15 protein-coding genes and 2 rRNA genes are annotated in these 16,487 nt (G+C 66.4%); 5 read left to right on the top strand and 12 right to left on the bottom strand.

The window, feature by feature from the left end:
* From ACWCIA_RS13865 to ACWCIA_RS13855, 3 genes are all read left to right on the top strand, one after another.
* Nucleotides 1-103: ribosomal RNA gene (locus ACWCIA_RS13865) — 23S ribosomal RNA — on the top strand; the annotation flags it as partial.
* Between the two features lie 128 nt (nucleotides 104-231).
* Nucleotides 232-344: ribosomal RNA gene (rrf, locus tag ACWCIA_RS13860) — 5S ribosomal RNA — on the top strand.
* Between the two features lie 371 nt (nucleotides 345-715).
* On the top strand, nucleotides 716-1,096 hold the full coding sequence (locus ACWCIA_RS13855; protein WP_454164133.1) for a hypothetical protein: 381 nt from the start codon (nucleotides 716-718) through the stop codon (nucleotides 1,094-1,096).
* Nucleotides 1,097-1,138: 42 nt separating this feature from the next.
* Here the strand turns inward: ACWCIA_RS13855 and ACWCIA_RS13850 are convergent, their stop codons facing one another.
* From ACWCIA_RS13850 to ACWCIA_RS13830, 5 genes are all read right to left on the bottom strand, one after another.
* Nucleotides 1,139-1,834 (bottom strand): trimeric intracellular cation channel family protein, encoded by a 696-nt coding sequence (locus ACWCIA_RS13850; protein WP_454164131.1) that lies wholly within the window; start codon nucleotides 1,832-1,834, stop codon nucleotides 1,139-1,141.
* 185 nt (nucleotides 1,835-2,019) lie between these two features.
* Entirely contained in the window at nucleotides 2,020-3,234 is a 1,215-nt protein-coding gene (locus ACWCIA_RS13845) for a GGDEF domain-containing protein (protein WP_454164129.1), read from the bottom strand.
* A gap of 312 nt (nucleotides 3,235-3,546) precedes the next feature.
* Complete coding sequence (locus ACWCIA_RS13840) at nucleotides 3,547-5,052, bottom strand: tripartite tricarboxylate transporter permease (protein WP_454164127.1); 1,506 nt, start codon at nucleotides 5,050-5,052, stop codon at nucleotides 3,547-3,549.
* A gap of 8 nt (nucleotides 5,053-5,060) precedes the next feature.
* Nucleotides 5,061-5,525 carry a tripartite tricarboxylate transporter TctB family protein gene (locus tag ACWCIA_RS13835; RefSeq protein ID WP_454164125.1) on the bottom strand — a complete coding sequence of 155 codons (465 nt, stop codon included), beginning with the start codon at nucleotides 5,523-5,525 and terminating at the stop codon, nucleotides 5,061-5,063.
* 144 nt (nucleotides 5,526-5,669) lie between these two features.
* Complete coding sequence (locus ACWCIA_RS13830; protein ID WP_454164123.1) at nucleotides 5,670-6,644, bottom strand: tripartite tricarboxylate transporter substrate binding protein BugD; 975 nt, start codon at nucleotides 6,642-6,644, stop codon at nucleotides 5,670-5,672.
* Nucleotides 6,645-6,887: 243 nt separating this feature from the next.
* Here ACWCIA_RS13830 and ACWCIA_RS13825 point away from each other — a divergent pair, with 243 nt between their 5' ends.
* Nucleotides 6,888-7,493 (top strand): hypothetical protein, encoded by a 606-nt coding sequence (locus ACWCIA_RS13825; RefSeq protein ID WP_454164122.1) that lies wholly within the window; start codon nucleotides 6,888-6,890, stop codon nucleotides 7,491-7,493.
* A gap of 1 nt (nucleotide 7,494) precedes the next feature.
* Here ACWCIA_RS13825 and ACWCIA_RS13820 read toward each other — a convergent pair whose 3' ends face one another.
* Nucleotides 7,495-8,217, bottom strand: coding sequence for a hypothetical protein (locus ACWCIA_RS13820; RefSeq protein ID WP_454164121.1), 723 nt, complete (start codon nucleotides 8,215-8,217; stop codon nucleotides 7,495-7,497).
* Nucleotides 8,214-9,560: an MBL fold metallo-hydrolase gene (locus ACWCIA_RS13815; protein WP_454164119.1), complete on the bottom strand. Its 1,347-nt coding sequence runs from the start codon at nucleotides 9,558-9,560 to the stop codon at nucleotides 8,214-8,216. The genes ACWCIA_RS13820 and ACWCIA_RS13815 overlap by 4 nt, the downstream gene beginning before the upstream one ends.
* Before the next feature lie 102 nt (nucleotides 9,561-9,662).
* On the opposite strand from ACWCIA_RS13815, the gene ACWCIA_RS13810 reads away from it, so the two are divergent.
* Nucleotides 9,663-10,610 carry a 2-hydroxyacid dehydrogenase gene (locus ACWCIA_RS13810; RefSeq protein WP_454164117.1) on the top strand — a complete coding sequence of 316 codons (948 nt, stop codon included), beginning with the start codon at nucleotides 9,663-9,665 and terminating at the stop codon, nucleotides 10,608-10,610.
* 102 nt (nucleotides 10,611-10,712) lie between these two features.
* Here the strand turns inward: ACWCIA_RS13810 and gudD are convergent, their stop codons facing one another.
* The 5 genes from gudD to ACWCIA_RS13785 all read right to left on the bottom strand — a co-directional run bounded on the left by gudD (nucleotide 10,713) and on the right by ACWCIA_RS13785 (nucleotide 16,487).
* A complete protein-coding gene (gene gudD, locus ACWCIA_RS13805) occupies nucleotides 10,713-12,053 on the bottom strand; it encodes a glucarate dehydratase (RefSeq protein ID WP_454164115.1) in 1,341 nt (446 codons plus the stop codon).
* A gap of 36 nt (nucleotides 12,054-12,089) precedes the next feature.
* The gene (locus tag ACWCIA_RS13800) at nucleotides 12,090-13,376 is read right to left on the bottom strand and encodes an MFS transporter (protein WP_454164145.1); all 1,287 of its coding nucleotides are present in this window, start codon (nucleotides 13,374-13,376) and stop codon (nucleotides 12,090-12,092) included.
* 180 nt (nucleotides 13,377-13,556) lie between these two features.
* Nucleotides 13,557-14,657: a porin gene (locus ACWCIA_RS13795; protein ID WP_454164113.1), complete on the bottom strand. Its 1,101-nt coding sequence runs from the start codon at nucleotides 14,655-14,657 to the stop codon at nucleotides 13,557-13,559.
* Between the two features lie 132 nt (nucleotides 14,658-14,789).
* Entirely contained in the window at nucleotides 14,790-15,674 is an 885-nt protein-coding gene (locus ACWCIA_RS13790; protein ID WP_454164111.1) for a LysR substrate-binding domain-containing protein, read from the bottom strand.
* 72 nt (nucleotides 15,675-15,746) lie between these two features.
* Nucleotides 15,747-16,487 (bottom strand): DUF2076 domain-containing protein, encoded by a 741-nt coding sequence (locus tag ACWCIA_RS13785; protein WP_454164109.1) that lies wholly within the window; start codon nucleotides 16,485-16,487, stop codon nucleotides 15,747-15,749.

The following is a 16,487-nucleotide window of genomic DNA, read 5'->3' as shown; positions in this document are numbered from 1 at the left end:
CTCCTTGAAGGGTCGTTCGAGACCAGGACGTTGATAGGCTGGGTGTGGAAGTGCAGTAATGCATTAAGCTAACCAGTACTAATTGCCCGTACGGCTTGTCCCTATAACCTTAGCAGGTCATAGTTCAATAAGAATACAGCGCTGTTTGTTGATACGGCTGCTACCCGAACTTTACTTCCTCCAGATTCCGGATGACGTTTGCACCAGCGAGCGCCATTCGTACAAGTCAAGCCTGATGACCATAGCAAGTCGGTCCCACCCCTTCCCATCCCGAACAGGACCGTGAAACGACTTTGCGCCGATGATAGTGCTGCAACCAGTGTGAAAGTAGGTTATCGTCAGGCTAGTTATAGAGAAAAACCCGCTCAGTGATCTGAGCGGGTTTTTTTTCGTCTGGACCCTTGGGCGTCTGGATTCGTTCGCTCGCGGTCTTGGTGTGACGCCGCCGGGTGATCGAATGGTACAACGCGTGGAGTCGGGACTCAACCCTACGTCAGCGGCCCGTAGGTGGACGGCTACACCTGCAGCCCTGGCAGACCCGAACGTTGATGCCTGCTTCGCGTTCCGCGGGCATCTAGTCGCTACGGCGGTGAAAACGGCGCGTAGGGATGGCGCCGCGGCGCCTGTTCATCAGCGAGCTCGACAGCTCGGTACGCCCCCATTGGGCGGGCCGCACGCGTGCGATAATGAAAGCCGGTCTTAAGAGGAGAACAAGTTGATCGAGTTTCGCCAGGCTGCGCTCAGCGAGGCGTGCCATGCGCTCGCCAGGTGCGTCTATCCGGGCGCGATGCAGGTCTCGCCCGACATCGCGGAAACGCTCGCCCATCAGTTCGAGAAGATCGCCCTGCGCCAGCTCGACTATGTGGTCGGCCAGGGCCTCGACCCCAACCTCATCACCCGCGCCGTGCACTACCTGGCCGAAGCCCACGGCCTGGAGCAGCGCGGGACCGACCCGGCGTGGTTCGGCCAGATGCTGGCCTGCCTGGTCGAGCTTGCGGCGCCGAGCGCCATCTACGGTGGCGACGCGCTGGACTTCCTGGGCGATATCCAGCACGGGATCGCCATGTCGACCGGGGATGCCGGCGCCGGCCGCTGATTCGTCCGGAGCAGTGCTTCGGCCAACCTTGCAGCCCGCGCCTCAGCGATTATCGTCCCGCTCATCCACCTCGCGCTGTCCCTCCGCATGCTCGGGCGACCTCGCCCGGGGCAGGTGCCAGTCGTAGCGCACCGCCGCCATCCGCAGGCCGAAGCACAGGGCCGCGCCGGCCAGGGCGGTTGCGGTGGTCGGCAGCTGCAGGGCGTCGCCGAGGACCACGACGGCGGCGCCGGCGAGGGCGGCCACCGCATAGATATTCGAGCGGAACACGGCTGGCACGTTCGAGAGCAGCACGTCGCGCGCAATGCCGCCGCCGATCCCGGTCAGCATGCCGAGCAGGGCCGCCATCACCGGCTCCAGGCCGAACACCAGGGCCTTCTGGGCGCCGGCCACGCAGAACAGGGCCAGGCCGACGCTGTCGAAGAAGAGCACCGGGCTTTGCAGGCGGTTGATGATGGGATACCAGAAGAAGATGAGGACGCCGGCCAGCAGCGAGACGGCCAGGTAGCGCCAGTCGCTGATCGCGGCCGGCGGCGTGGCGCCGATCAGGAGGTCGCGCACGATGCCGCCCGAGTTGGCGGCCACAAAAGAGAGCACCAGCACGCCGAAGATGTCGAGGCGGCGGCGGGCGCCGGCGGTGGCGCCGCTGAGGGCGAAGACGAAGGTGCCGATCAGGTCGAGCGTGAGCACGAGGGTCTTCATGGCGGCCCCCATGTCGAGGGTAAGGACGGTAAACAAGTGAGGACTTTCTTGTCCGGAGGCGGCACGGTCGACGGCCTGCCTCGCGGCGGATAGGCGGCACCGGCGCACGGCGCAGGCAAGCGCACCTGGCCGACGCCGTAGAATGGTTCAGGTCGGAATGGTAGCGTATTTCGACCGGGCTGGCTCAGTTGACTGCCGTTGCCGCGCCCGATCGCAGGCTTTCAGACCGCGCAGGGCGGCGGCGCAGCGGCTTCCACGCCATCGGGCGCAAAGGGGGACAGGTGCGAGGCATGCGCCTCGACCCGGTCGCGGCCGTTGCGCTTGGCGCGGTACAGGGCGCGGTCGGCGCGCACCAGTGCCGCGCCCACGTTCTCGTTGTCGAACAGCTGGGCGACGCCGATGCTGACGGTCATGGCGTGCTGTCCCTCGGCGAGTTCGACGGAGGCGCCCGCCACCGCGAGACGCAGCCGCTCGGCCGCCTCGAGCGCTTCGGCAAGGCCGGTGCCGGGCAGCAGCACCGCAAATTCCTCGCCGCCCAGGCGTCCCAGCAGGTCGTGCTTGCGCAACGTGCGCTCGGCGGCGGCGGCAAAGACGCACAGGGCCTGGTCGCCAGAGGCGTGGCCATGGCGGTCGTTGAGCTGCTTGAAATGGTCGATATCGATCATCATGAGCGTCAGCGGCTGGCGCGAGCGGATGGCCAGCGAATGGGCACGCTCGGCCTCCTGCATGAAGGCGTAGCGGTTGACCAGCCCCGTCAGGCTGTCGGTCGTGGCCAGTGCGCGCAGCTTGCGCTCGTCCTTTTGCTTGCACAGCAGCAGGAAGCCGAAGCCGTTCACGATCAGCAGCAGGTAGGCGCCCAGGTAGATCATCGTCTGCGTCGGGCCCGGCGAGAACACGGTCAGCGTGCCGCCGCTGGCGCCGACATAGGCGCGTCCTACAAAAGCCATGGCGATCAACAGGTTGGGGATGCCGATGACGCAGCGCAGGATCGCCAGTTTGCGGAGTTCGCCAAAGAGGATATAGGCGGCCAGGCCGGCGAGCAGGGCGATGATCAGCGACATCAGTACCGCCAGCTGGGGCGGCGTCGCCTGCATCGCCACGGCCGCGACCAGCAGCAGTTCGGCCAGCACCGCCAGCACGCGCAAGCGCCCCTGCCAGCGGTAGCCGAGGAACATGCAGTAGGCGCTGATCTGCCCGATCGCGGCCGCGATCAGCAGACCGTTCGACAGCAGCACCAGCAGGGTGAAGGACGGCGCGTTGGCCAGGTCGGGGCGGAGCCAGAATGCGACGTAGGCGCAGCCCTCGACCGCCTTGGACCAGGTCCAGACCTGCATCGACGCATGGGAATTGCCGGCGCGCAGGTAGCCAGCCATTAACACCGCGTAGGTGAGGTTGCCGATGGCAAGCATCAGCAAAAATGTTTTGATTTCACTCACGCGATGATGTCTCCGAGCGAGTTTCCCGCTTGTTCATACGCACTTTCTGATCCACGCCACCCACGTTCCGCACCGGACACGTGTACCGCATTCGCGCGACCGCATATGACAAACGGTCGTTCTTCTTGGAAACATAAATTATCACACAGAACCTTGCACTTATGGACATGTCCTAGCGCGGTACTCAAGTTCTTTGTCGCAGAATGGAACACACGGCAGTCCAGGCGGTTTTCCAGGCCAGACACGGGCATAAAAAAAGCAGGCCGGAGGCCTGCTTTCGGATGCCGGCTTGCGCCGGTATGTCTGCCTGCGTTATTCGTCCTCGTGGAAGGCCTCTTCGCGCTTCTTGCGCAGCGACGGCAGCAGCACCACCGCCATGGCGGCAACCGCCAGGAACAGCATGGTCGCGCTAATCGGACGCTCGACGAACACCATCGGGTCGCTGCGCGAGAGCAGCAGCGCTCGGCGCAGGTATTCTTCCATCATCGGGCCGATGATGAAGCCCAGCAGCATCGGCGCCGGCTCCGCGCCCAGCTTGGCGCAGATGTAGCCGAACAGGCCGAACAGGGCCATCAGCCAGACGTCGAATTCGCTGTTGTTCAGGCTGAACACGCCGATCGAGCAGAACATCAGGATGGCCGGATACAGGCGGTGGTAAGGCACCGAGATCATCTTGACCCAGAGGCCGATCATCGGCAGGTTCAGCAGCACCAGGAAGAAGTTACCGAACCACATCGACACGATCAGGCCCCAGAACAGCGTCGGCTGCTCGGTCATGACGGCGGGACCGGGCTGGATGCCCTGGATGATCATGGCGCCGATCATCAGTGCCATCACCGGGTTCGACGGGATGCCGAGGGTCAGCATCGGAATGAACGAGGTCTGGGCGCCGGCGTTGTTCGCCGCTTCCGGCGCGGCGACGCCTTCGATGGCGCCCTTGCCGAAATTGGCCGCGTTCTTCGACACCTTCTTTTCGATCGAGTAGGAAGCGAAGGAGGCCAGCATCGCGCCGCCGCCCGGCAGGATGCCGAGGGCCGAACCGAGGATGGTGCCGCGGAAGACCGGCGCGATGATGCGCTTGAAGTCCTCCTTGCTGAGCATCAGGCCGGAGACCTTCTTCATCATCAGCTGGCGCGTCTCGTCGTGCTCGAGGTTGCGGACGATTTCGCCGATGCCGAACATGCCCATGGCGACGATGACGAAGTTGATGCCGTCGGCGATCTGCGGGAAGTCGAAGGTATAGCGCTGCTCGCCGGAGTTGACGTCGGTGCCGACCAGGCCCAGCAGCAGGCCCAGCAAGACCATGCCGATCGCGTTCAGGAGCGAGCCGCTGGCCAGCACAACCGAGGCCACCAGGCCCAGCACCATCAGCGAGAAGTATTCGGCCGGGCCGAACTGCAGCGCCATGTCGGCCAGCGGCGGCGCGAACAGGGCCAGCAGGACGGTGGCGACCGAACCGGCGAAGAAGGAACCGAGCGCGGCGGTGGCAAGCGCCTTGCCGGCCTGGCCGTTGCGCGCCATGACGTGGCCGTCGATGGCGGTCACGACCGAGGACGATTCGCCCGGCAGGTTGACCAGGATGGCCGTGGTCGAGCCGCCGTACTGGGCGCCGTAGTAGATACCGGCCAGCATGATCAGCGACGCGATCGGCGGCAGGCCGAAGGTGGCCGGCAGCAGCATCGCGATGGTGGCGACCGGTCCCAGGCCCGGCAGCACGCCGACGGCGGTGCCGACGAACACGCCGATCAGGCAGTACATCAGGTTGGTGAGGGTGAAGGCCGTTTCCAGGCCTAGTCCGAGGTTAGCAAAGATTTCCATGTTTTTATTTACTCAAATCCCAACCAAGGGCCGAAGATCGCAATCGGCAAGCCCAGCAGCTTGACGAAGAGAAGGACGGCGAAAATTGTCAAACCGACGGCCAGCAGCAGCGTGGCGCCCCAGGTGAACTTCGGGCTGGCGTAGGCGCTCATCACGATCAGGACGAGGGCGGCAGGTACCAGGCCGGCGCCGCGCATCAGGAAGCCGAACAGGAGCACGGCCACCAGGACCAGCAGCAGGTTCCTGACGTGGAATTTACTGACGGCCTCGCCGGGACGCAGGAAGGAGCGGATCACCCCGATCAGCCCGACCAGGGCCAGCAGGCCGCCCAGCACGCTCGGGAAGTAGGCCGGGCCCATGCGGCCGGCGGTCCCCATCGAATAGTCGCGGGCGATGAAGACCGCGGCGATTCCGAAAAACATGAAGATGATGCCGATCCAGAAGTCTTTCGGATGGCGGATGATTGATGGCACAGCAGTCCCCTTTGTTCCCTGTATTGCGGATGTTCTTGTTCATCCCGCGCACCCGCATGCAAGCCGGGCGGCGGAACCTGCACTACGAAGCCCAGGCCGGGAAACGGGTTCCCTGCCTGGGTAAAACGACTTCGGTACGGTGGATCAGTCGGCGTAGACGCCGGCTTTCTTGATGATCGGCGCCCAGCGTGCGATTTCCGAATTCAGGTGCGCATTGAGCGCAGCCGGAGTCGCGCGGGTTTCGGCGACCGGCTCGGTGCCGAGGTCGGCAAAGCGCTGCTTCACGACCGGGTCCTTGAGGGCAACCTTCAGGGCGCCCGAGAGCGTGTCGATGATCGGCTTCGGGGTGCCTTTCGGTGCATACAGGCCGTGCCAAACCGCCACTTCGAAGCCAGCCAGGCCGGATTCATTCAGGGTAGGCAGGTTCGGCAGCGACGGCACGCGGGTCTTGGTGGTGACCGCGTAGGCCTTGACCTTGCCGCTCTTGATCTGGCTGGTGGTGTTGGTGGTCTGGTCGCACATCATGTCCACCTGGCCGCCGAGCAGGTCGTTCATCGCCGGGCCGGTGCCCTTGTAGGGAACCGTGGTCAGGTCGGTGCCGATGGCGGTCATGAACAGCATGCCGCACAGGTGCGAGGCCGAGCCGACGCCGGCGTTGGCGTAGGTCACCTTGTCCTTGTTGGCTTTCACATAAGCCAGCAATTCCTTGATGTCCTTTGCCGGGAAGTCGCCGCGGGCGACGATGGTCATCGGCACGTCGGTGATGAGGCCGATCGGCTCGAAGGCGGTTGCGGTGTCGTACGGCAGCTTGCGGTAGAGCGAAGGCGCCGTGCTGTTGCCGATGTGGTGCAGGAAGAGCGTGTAGCCGTCCGGGGCGGACTTGGCCGCACGCGCCGCGCCGATGGTGCCGCCGGCGCCGTTGACGTTCTCGACGATGATCGTCTGCTTGAGCTTGTTGCCCATCGATTGAGCGACGAGGCGGGCGACGGTGTCGGTCGGGCCGCCCGCGGCGAACGGCACGATCATGGTGATCGTCTTGGTGGGGTAGGACTGGGCATGGGCCATGGTGCTGCCGAACATGGCGAGGCACGCGGCGGCGCACGTGAGGGTGAATTTCATCGGTGTCTCCTGTAGCTTCTGGTTTTAAGTATCAGCGAGTCGTGCGAACGGATCTGCCGGATTGTGCCCCCGATTGCTCGCGAAACCGGGCTCTGCGCTCTCTGGTTGTCCGATATGTACGCATGATGGGTTGTACCAGTAAATGATATGATTTGCAACTAAGGGAAAACCACGATTGCCCACGCGTTGTTCCCATGCTGTTCCGATACTTCAGACCGTTTTGGGCCTGCTAAGTTGCCCCGGATGCGGCACCCCATTCACCTTCCGGAGGCCGGCATCGACACCAGCAAACAACTCACTTTCGGCGACATCGAGGTCGCCATCAAACTGGTCGACGCCCTCGCGCACCACGCCCGCGCCGCGCAGGGCGCGGCGATCGGCCCGGCCGACCTGCTCACGCTGACGCGCCTGCGCCATCCGAAGGACGCGGCGGTCGACCGCGCGGTGCCCGTGGGCCTGGCCATGAAGCTGCGTTTTGTCGAGGAGTTTTGCCGCGCCAACGGTTTTCCCAACCTGGCGGCGCTGGTGGCGCATCCGGCCGCCGGCGGCGCGCCTGAACCGGAACGGCAGGCGGCGGCTGCATTCGACTGGGCCGGGGCCGGCCTCGATGCGCGCGTGGCCGCCTACGCCGGGGAGGCGCGCGCGGCGGTGCCGAAACGCCTCAAGCCGCGCAAGGAGCGCCCGGCCGACGTGACCTGGTATGCGTATTTCTGCGCCCACCGCGAGGCCTGCAAGGAAGTGACGGGCGAGGACAAGAAGGAGATCATCAATCTCCTGATGTCGGGCCTCGACCCGGAGAATGCGCTGCGCCGCGTGCTGGCGGCGAAGGCGGAACTGGCAGCGGCCTAGCTTATTTCCCTAACAGGCGCAGGCTCTGTTCCCAGGACTCGAGCCAGGGAAACAGGAAGTCGTGCGCCCGGAACGCCTTCGTCAGGCGCGACACCGGCACCCGGTACACGTCGTTCAGGCCCAGCGCCAGCGTCACCGGGTTCCACAGGGCCTTGTTCTTCGATTTGCGCGCGCCGCCCTTGATGCGGGCGCCGTCGTCGCCGAACATGCCCCCGCCGCCCGCCAGCGCCGCCTCCAGGTCGATCCGTACCATCTGGCCGAAGGCAGCCAGCACCTGGCCCTTGTCGATCCCGAGCGTCGATTCGGCCGCGGGTGCCGGCGGCGGCGGCGGCGCGGCCTCGCGTTCGAGCTTCGCGGGGAGGCGCTCGACTTCCTTCTTCAGGAAGCGCAGCTCGTCCAGTGCACGCCGGAAGCCCGGGGCCGGCAGCTTCACGGGCAAGCGGTAGACGTCCTTCGTCATGGTGATCAGGACGTCCTCGCTGCCGGCGGCCAGGCGCGCGATGTCGGCGTCGAAGAAGATCGGCGCCGCATAGCCGCCGTTGGCGTCGCCGAAGAGCTCGGCGTGCGCGGCGTCGTAATCCAGCCAGACATATGGGGTCAGGCCCGCTTCCAGCAGGCGCGCCAGGGTCCAGGGCGTGCCGGTGGTAGCGGCGAGCCAGGCGCAGGCCTGGGCGGCCGTGGCGCGGAAGGGAAGTGCGGAGGGCGTGGTCGTGGCGGTGGTCATGTTCGTTCTTTCAGCCGGCGCAATTGCGCGGCCTGGTAGGCGCCGAAAGCGCCGTCGAAAAGGCAGCGGATCAGGGGATCGTCGACCAGGTCGCTAGTTGCCAGGTCGCGTTCGGTCTCGGCATCGAAGACCGTGTCGTTGATGCGCATGTACATCGAGGTGAGGGATTCGCCCAGTGCGAGCGCCGCGTACAGCTTGGCGATGGCCACCTCGGTGGTCCAGGACGGCGCGCCGGCATCGAGGGGAAGGGCGGCGATGGTGTCCCCCTCTACGCGGTAGCGGCGGCGGGTGGCGGCGCCGGTGTGGTCGAACACCGTCAGCTGCCAGGTGCGCGGCTTCTCGAAAAAGCTGTCCTCCGGGAGTTCCATGCTGCGGTAGGTGGCGAGCAGGCCGGCGTCGAGGTAAGCGTTCACGCGCGCGGCCTGCGCATCGGTCAGGGCCGGGAAACGGCGCGCGATGTCGGCCGTGGCCGGCGGCACCAGCTGCGGGTCGTAGCAGTAGTCGACGTCCTGCTCGCCGACCGGGATCACCCAGGGCAGGCGCGCGGCAGGCTGCAGGCCGGTTTGCTCCAGCACTACCGACACGCCGGGGGCGAGGCGCACCACCCGGACCCCAGGGAGTGCAGCCTCGACCTGCTGCCCGAACTGGCGGTAGCTGATCGGGAAGAAAGCCTCGTTGTACCAGGACCACGGCTCCTGCAGGAACTGGCAGGAGCTCGGCACCACGTAGCGCGGCTGCAGCACCGCCAGCTGTTCGATCCAGTCCGCCGGCAGTTCAGGCGGCGCCGGCGTGGCGCGCGAGGGCGAGAGCACCTCGATCTCGTGCATGGTCTGGAAGGGCCACAGCACCATGTCCCAGGGCGCGTAGCGCGCCAGGGTCTCCAGGCCCTCGGGGTCGATCCAGGAGTCGACGACGTTGAGCACGTTCAGCCCGGCGGCCGTCACCTGGAACATCGAGTCGACCTCGGCGTCGAGCGCAGCGCGCGGCGTGACCACGATGGGTCCGACGTCGACCGGCAGGTCGATGGTCAGCGGACGCACGTCGGCGAAGCCCAGTTCGCGCACCATGGCGAACAGTTCCTCGAACAGGCAGTAGATGTGGATGGGCGTGCGGCGGTCGAGCAGGTCGAGGCTCTCGAGCGAGCAGTGGTCGTCATGGAAGTGCGAAATGAAGACGGCGTCGAAACGGGTGCCGCGGATGGCCTCCTGGTCGAAGCGGACGGCCGGGAAGGCGTGGCAGTTGCGGCTGAACGGGTTCTCGAAGATCGGATCGAAGGCGATGCGCGTATCGCCGCATTCGAAGACGTAACCGGCGTGCAGGATCCGGGAGATGGTCAGGGTCATGGTGAGGGCAGTGGGGTCAGGGCGCGATTATCCCATACCCTCGCACGGGAACGAGGCTGAGACTCTATACTCGAGGGCTCACAAGCACAGCATGGACCCACGATGAAACCGGACATCCTCGTACTCGGCAACGTATGGCCGCCTGAAACACGCATGCAGCTGGAAGAGCAGTTCCTCTGCCATTTCCTGGCGCCGCTCGCCGACGACGAAAAGGCGGCACGCCTGGATGCAGTGGCGGGACGGGTGCGCGGCGTGCTGACCACCGGCACCGTCGGGATCGACGCGGCCCTGCTGGAGCGCCTCACCAGCCTGGAGATCGTCGCGGTGCATGGCGTCGGGGTCGATGCCGTCCCGGCGCCGCTGCTGGCGGCGCGCGGCGTGGCGCTGACGAATACGCCGGACGTGCTCACCGACGACGTGGCCGACTTCGCGGTCTGCCTGCTGCTGGCGGCGGTGCGGCGCCTGCCCATGCTGGACCGCTATGTGCGCGCCGGGCAGTGGGAAGCGCGCGTGCCGCTGGCGCAGGCGCGCAGCGTGAAGGGCAAGGTGGCGGGCATCGTCGGTTTCGGGCGCATCGGGCAGGCGGTGGCGGCGCGGCTCCAGCCCTTTGGAGTCGAGATCCGCTACTTCCAGCGCAGCCCGGGGGCTATGCCGGAGCGGCGTGCGGCCTCGCTGCTGGCGCTGGCCGAGGAAGCGGACATGCTGGTCGTGTGCGCGCCCGGCGGGGCAGCCACGAAGGGGATGATCGATGCGCGGGTGATGGAGGCGCTCGGGCCCGAGGGCACGCTGGTGAACATCGCACGCGGGTCGGTGGTGGACGAGGCGGCGCTGGTCGCTGCGCTGGCGGAGGGGCGCCTGGGTGCGGCGGGGCTGGATGTGTTCGAGCACGAACCCGCGGTGCCGCCGGCTTTGCGCGCGATGGACAACGTGGTGCTGGCGCCGCATGTGGGGAGCAATACCGTCGAAGCGAGACGCGCGATGCGCGAGCTGGCGGTGGCGAACCTGGCGGCGCATTTCGAGGGAAAGGCGTTGCTCACGCCGGTGGAGTGAGCCGTGGCGGTACGGGTGCGCACGCTTACCAAACGCGTGGAGTCCCGACTCCACGCGTTCAACGCACCGCCGATCATCCGCGAATGATCGACGGCCCTGCGTTCAGCGCACCAGGCAAGGCCGCTTGTTATTGAACGTCCAGTTCGGCACCAGGAACTGCATCGCCACCGCGTCGTCGCGCGCGCCCAGCCCCATGTTGCGGTAAGCCTGGTGCGCCTTTTCCAGCTCCGCCTCGTCGATCTCGATGCCCAGGCCCGGCTTGGCCGGCACGTGGATCATGCCGCCTTCGATCTTCATCGGCTCCTTGGTCAGGTGCTGGCCGTCCTGCCAGATCCAGTGGGTGTCGATCGCGGTGACCTTGCCCGGCGCGGCGGCGCCGACGTGGGTGAACATGGCCAGCGAGATGTCGAAGTGGTTGTTCGAGTGCGAGCCCCAGGTCAGGCCGAACATCTGGCACAGCTGGGCCACACGCACCGAGCCGCTCATGGTCCAGAAGTGCGGGTCGGCCAGCGGGATGTCGACCGATTGCAGCTGGATCGAGTGGGCCATCTGGCGGAAGTCGGTGGCGATCATGTTGGTAGCGGTCGGCAGGCCGGTGGCGCGGCGGAACTCGGCCATCACTTCGCGGCCCGAGAAGCCGTTCTCGGCGCCGCAGGGGTCTTCCGCATAGGCCAGCACGCCGTGCTTGTCGCGGCAGACGCGGATCGCTTCCTCGAGCGACCAGGCGCCGTTCGGGTCGAGCGTGCAGCGCGCTTCCGGGAAGCGCTCGTGCAGGGCGACGATGGCCTCCATCTCGGCGTCGGCGCTCAGCACGCCGCCCTTCAGCTTGAAGTCGTTGAAGCCGTAGCGCTCGCGCGCCGCCTCGGCCAGGCGCACCACCGCTTCCGGCGTCAGGGCTTCCTCGTTGCGGACCCGGAACCAGGCGTCGCCGGCATCCGGCTCGGCGCGGTAGGCCAGGTCGGTCTTGTTGCGGTCGCCCACGTAGAACAGGTAGCCCAGCATCTCGACGGCGTTGCGCTGCATGCCTTCGCCCAGGAGGCTAGCGACCGGCACGTTCATGAACTGGCCCAGCAGGTCGAGCAGGGCCGATTCGACGGCGGTCACGGCGTGGATGGTCGTGCGCAGGTCGAAGGTCTGCAGGCCGCGCCCGCCGGCATCGCGGTCGGCGAAGGCGGTGCGCATGGCGTTCAGGACGGCGTTGTAGTCGCCGATGGTCTTGCCGACGACGAGGGATCGCGCGTCTTCCAGGGTCTGGCGGATCTTCTCGCCGCCCGGCACCTCGCCCAGGCCGGTGTTGCCGGCGCTGTCGGTGAGGATGACGATGTTGCGGGTGAACCAGGGGCCGTGGGCGCCGGAGAGGTTGAGCAGCATGCTGTCCTGGCCGGCGACGGGGACGACGCGCATGCCGGTGACGACGGGGGCGTTATTGACGGTGGTATGCATGGTGGGCTCGCAATATTCAGTGTGGATGGAGTATGTTTATTTGGCGACCAGGGACTTCGTGAGCGACACGCGCCCGATATCGCCGACGATGAACAGGTAGCAGAAGATGGCCACCGCGGCATTCGCGCCGACGAAGACCAGGGCCCCGGCGAAGGAGCCGGTGTGCTGGACGATGTAGCCGATCACGATCGGGGTGGTGATGCCGGCGGTGTTGCCGAAGGTGTTGAACAGGGCGCCGGACAGGCCGCCGGCTTCTTTCGGCGAGGTGTCGGCCACGACCGCCCAGCCCAGCGCGCCGATGCCCTTGCCGAAGAAGGCGAGCGACATCGCGGCGATGACCAGGGTGTCGGTCTCGATGTAGTTACAGGCGATCATGCTCATCGACAGCAGCATGCCGGTCACGATCGGTACCTTGCGCGACACCGACAGCGAATAGCCGGCGCGGCTCAGGCGGTCGGACATCCAGCCGCCGACGATGCCGCCCAGGAAGCCGGCGACGGCCGGGAGTGAGGCCACGAAGCCCGCCTTCAGGATGGTCATGCCGCGCTCCTGCACCAGGTAGACGGGGAACCAGGTCAGGAAGAAATAGGTCAGGGTGGTGATGCAGTACTGGCCGATGTACACGCCGAGCAGCATGCGGTTCGACAGAAGTTCCTTGATGCAGGTGGGAGTGTGGACGCGGCTGGCCTGGGCTTTCTGGCCTGCGCTTTCGAGGTCGACCAGGGCGCCGCCTTCCTGGATGTACTTCAGTTCGCTGGCGCTAACGTTCGGGTGCTCGCGCGGCCCGTAGATGACTTTCAGCCAGACGAAGGAAACCAGCACGCCCAACCCACCCATCACGTAGAACACGCTTTGCCAGCCGTAGGAATGCACCAGCCAGCCCATCAGCGGCGCGAAGAGCACGGTCGCGAAGTACTGGGCCGAGTTGAACACGGCCACCGCCAGTCCGCGCTCGTGGGTGGGAAACCAGGACGACGCGATGCGGCTGTTGCCGGGGAAGGAAGGCGCTTCGGCCGCGCCCACCAGCAGGCGCAGGGCGAACAAAACCAGGACGGCCGTGCCGCCCGCGAAGAAGCCGGCCGCGCCGGTGAACATGGTGAACACCGACCACAGGAAGATGCTGAAGAAATAGGTGATCTTCGAGCCGAAACGGTCGAGCAGCCAGCCGCCTGGCAGCTGGGCCAAAACATAGGACCAGGCAAAGGCCGAGAAGATGAAGCCCATCTGCACCGGACTCAGGTCGAGGGCCTCGCGCATCTGCGGGCCCGCGATCGAGATCGTCGCGCGGTCGGCATAGTTGATGGTGGTGACCGCAAACAGCATCGCGAGGATGACCCAGCGTGTCCCGCCGCGCTTACCTTCGGTGCGGGCCGCCGGCGCCCCAGTGTTGATGCTTTCTGCGTGTTCCACAACGATCTCCTGTCTATCTGGTGTTGACTGCCTTGTTCAGGCGTACTGCATCCGTCACGGCCGGTATGCTCCGCTTGCCCGTGCCGGTGTTCCTCAGAACGTATGCCGCACGCCCAGGTTGTAGCCCGTGTTGCCGGTGCCGGCCTCGGTATTGTTGGCGACCGTGAAGCCGGCGCCGTTGCGGTTGTTGATGTGCGCATAGGCCGCATACAGCCCGGTCCGCTTGGACAGGGAATGCAGGTAGCCGATGCCCCATGAACTGGCATCCTGGTTGAAGGCGGTGCGGTCGTCCTTGTGCATCGTCGAGAACAGCAGGGTGCCGGCGCCGACCGGGGCGCTGAAGCCGAGCAGCACTTCGCGGCCGTCGGTCGACGGGGTCGCCCGCACGCCGCCGTACGGGTTGTTGTTGTTCCCCAGCGGGGCGCTGCCGGGGCCGCGGTCGATGCCGTAGCCGGCGTGGACCTTCACCCGCTTGAACGCGTAGTTTGCGCCGAGCAGCAGGTTGCGGCCGGTGAGGTTGGCGGTTCCCACCGTCGAATGGCGGTTGTTGTAGGCGACGCGCAGCGTCAGCGGGCCTTTCGCATAACCGACGGCGCCGCCGACCTGGCGGTTGGTCGAGGAGTCGGCCTGCTCGCCGGCGGCATAGGCCAGTTCGACGTCGAAGCCGCTGACGACGGGCGGCGCATAGGTGATCGTGTTGCTGGTGCGAATGTTCGCGCCGAAGTGCGGGAACAGGTTCTTCGCCGTGCCGGCGTAGCCGGTGTTGAACGGGTCGATCACCTTGACCAGGGTGTTGTGGTAAGGCGTGTACTGGCGGCCCAGCGCAACGGCGCCGGCGTCGGTCTTGATGCCGACCAGGGCGATGCGGTTGAAGATGGTGCCGGCCGAATCGATTTCGCCGGTGTCGATCTTGGTGCCCAGTTCCAGGTTGAAGAAGGCCGAGACGCCGTTGCCGATGTTTTCCGTGCCGCGGAAGCCGAGGCGCGAGGCGGCCGAGGCGCCGCTGGTGATCTTGGTGACGTTTCCGCCGACGCCGCCGCGCTCGCCGACGATGGCCGCGTCGACCAGGCCGTAGATGGCGACGTTGGTCTGGGCCTGGGCGGCGGCGCCCATGCAGAGGAGGATGGCGGCGGTTGGAATGGCTACAGATGCGGGGGTGGCCTTGCGGACCGGGAAAGCAAATGCTGGGATCATGTCGTCTCCTGTTGTGATTGTTGTCGCCGTCGCTGCGGCAAGCTTTTTGTTGAAACAATCATAGGAGGTGATTGATTCACAATCAAACCAAAGACTGACGTACCTGATTCAGGAATTGAATCGTCGGGCCGCTTACCGCGCCGGAAAACCCGGCAGGATGTCGCGCCGGAACACGTCCAGCACCGGGTTGTCGTTGTCGCGGCGGAAGGCGCAGACCATTTCCACCGGTTCGGTCGCCATCTTGCGCATGACGATGCCGTCAAACTGCAGGCGCGACGCCCCTTCAGCGATCAGGGCCGCGCCCATGCCGGCGCGCACCAGCGCCAGCATGGTGTGCACCTGGCCGATGTGCTCGATTACGTCCGGCACCACCCCGGCGCGCGCGAAGCGCTCGGTGAGCATCTGGTAGAAGGGCCGCGCCTCGTAGGGCGAATACATCACGAAAGGCTTGCCGTGCAGGCTGGCCAGCGTGGGCTCCGCCGGCCACAGGGGCGCCTCGGCCTCGGGGATGGCCAGCATCAGGGCTTCGGTGGCGATCAGGACGCTGTCGAGCTCGCTGTTCATGGGGTGGGGGCGCATCAGGCCGAGATCGAGCTCGCCGGCATTGAGGGCCTCGACCTGGGCCGTGCTGACCAGTTCCTTGAGCGCCAGCGTCACCCCCGGCAGGCGCTCGCGCAGGCGGCGCACGACCTCCGGCAGCAGGCTATAGCCGGACGCCGAGGTGAAACCGATGGCAAGATTCCCCTGTTCGCCCTTGGCGACCCGGCGTGCCGCGAACACGGCTTCCTCGCTGATGCGCAGGATGCGCGCCGCTTCCGGAAAGAAGGCCTTGCCGGCCGTGGTCAGACGGACGGTCCGGCTGCTGCGCTCGAGCAGCTGGACGCCGACATGGTGCTCGAGCAGCCTGATCTGCCGGCTCAGCGGCGGCTGGGTCATGTTCAGCCGCTCGGCCGCCCGGCTGAAGTGCAGCTCTTCGGCGACCGCAACGAAGCAGCGAATCTGGCTGAGTTCGAACATCCTTGCCCCTTGACGAAATGTGCCCTTATTTTATACGGAGCAACCGTCGAGTGGAGGCAAGGCCTTTCTGGACTAGCCGAGCATGCCGTCGTCCCCGCCGCCGAAGTCGCCGCCATCCAAGCCGTCGCCGCCGAAGCTGTCGCCTCCGTCGCTCGAGAAGTCGTGCTCGCTGACGCCGCTGTCGGCGAAGCTGCTCGAGGTGTCGGCGGCGCCCAGGTTGTTGTCCGACAGGTTGTCGAGCGGCGCCGTCAGCGAGGAAAAGGCGTCGTTGTTGCCGAGGAAACCGTTGCCGTCGTTATTGTTGCCGTCGAACAGATTGCCGAGCCCCTGGAACAGGAAGGCGCCTGCCGCCACCCCGGCCGCCGTCGAGGCGATGGTGCCGAGGGCGCCCATGCCGCCCATGCCGCCGCCGCCCATGCCACCCATGCGCCCGCCGAAGAAGCCGCGCCGGCCCTGCTGGACAAGCGGTGGAGGGTAGGGGGATGGCTGGGATGTCTGTGGTGGGGCGGCGCCCCCGTATGCCGCCGCGGCCGGCCGCTGGCCGCCGCCGTTACCCCAGGCGTTCGGGTCGAGGAATTCCGGCGTGCGCCCGGCGCCCTGCACCTGCTGGCGCAGCGTGGCGATCTCGGCCTGGGCGTTGTTCAGCGCCTGTTGCTGCAGCAGGGCGCGCTGTACCAGCAGGTAGGCGGCGTCGGGCTGCTGGGCCACCGCCCTGGCGATCATCGCCTCGGCCTCCGGGTCTTTCGGCACGCCGCGCACCTGCACGAGCTGGTTCAGGAAATCCTGCAACAGCATGGAATCTTGCGGACTCAT

The organism is Massilia sp. SYSU DXS3249, from assembly GCF_053668055.1.
This window is presented reverse-complemented; position numbering and strand designations above follow the sequence as displayed.

Bases quoted from the DNA above. Each gene is read 5' to 3' on its own strand.
- ACWCIA_RS13810 (WP_454164117.1), top strand. From the start codon at position 9,663: ATGAAACCGGACATCCTCGTACTCGGCAACGTATGGCCGCCTGAAACA.
- ACWCIA_RS13830 (WP_454164123.1), bottom strand. From the start codon at position 6,644: ATGAAATTCACCCTCACGTGCGCCGCCGCGTGCCTCGCCATGTTCGGC.
- ACWCIA_RS13785 (WP_454164109.1), bottom strand. From the start codon at position 16,487: ATGAGTCCGCAAGATTCCATGCTGTTGCAGGATTTCCTGAACCAGCTC.
- ACWCIA_RS13815 (WP_454164119.1), bottom strand. From the start codon at position 9,560: ATGACCCTGACCATCTCCCGGATCCTGCACGCCGGTTACGTCTTCGAA.
- ACWCIA_RS13790 (WP_454164111.1), bottom strand. From the start codon at position 15,674: ATGTTCGAACTCAGCCAGATTCGCTGCTTCGTTGCGGTCGCCGAAGAG.
- ACWCIA_RS13795 (WP_454164113.1), bottom strand. From the start codon at position 14,657: ATGATCCCAGCATTTGCTTTCCCGGTCCGCAAGGCCACCCCCGCATCT.
- ACWCIA_RS13800 (WP_454164145.1), bottom strand. From the start codon at position 13,376: ATGCTGTTTGCGGTCACCACCATCAACTATGCCGACCGCGCGACGATC.
- ACWCIA_RS13825 (WP_454164122.1), top strand. From the start codon at position 6,888: ATGCGGCACCCCATTCACCTTCCGGAGGCCGGCATCGACACCAGCAAA.
- ACWCIA_RS13840 (WP_454164127.1), bottom strand. From the start codon at position 5,052: ATGGAAATCTTTGCTAACCTCGGACTAGGCCTGGAAACGGCCTTCACC.
- ACWCIA_RS13820 (WP_454164121.1), bottom strand. From the start codon at position 8,217: ATGACCACCGCCACGACCACGCCCTCCGCACTTCCCTTCCGCGCCACG.
- gudD (WP_454164115.1), bottom strand. From the start codon at position 12,053: ATGCATACCACCGTCAATAACGCCCCCGTCGTCACCGGCATGCGCGTC.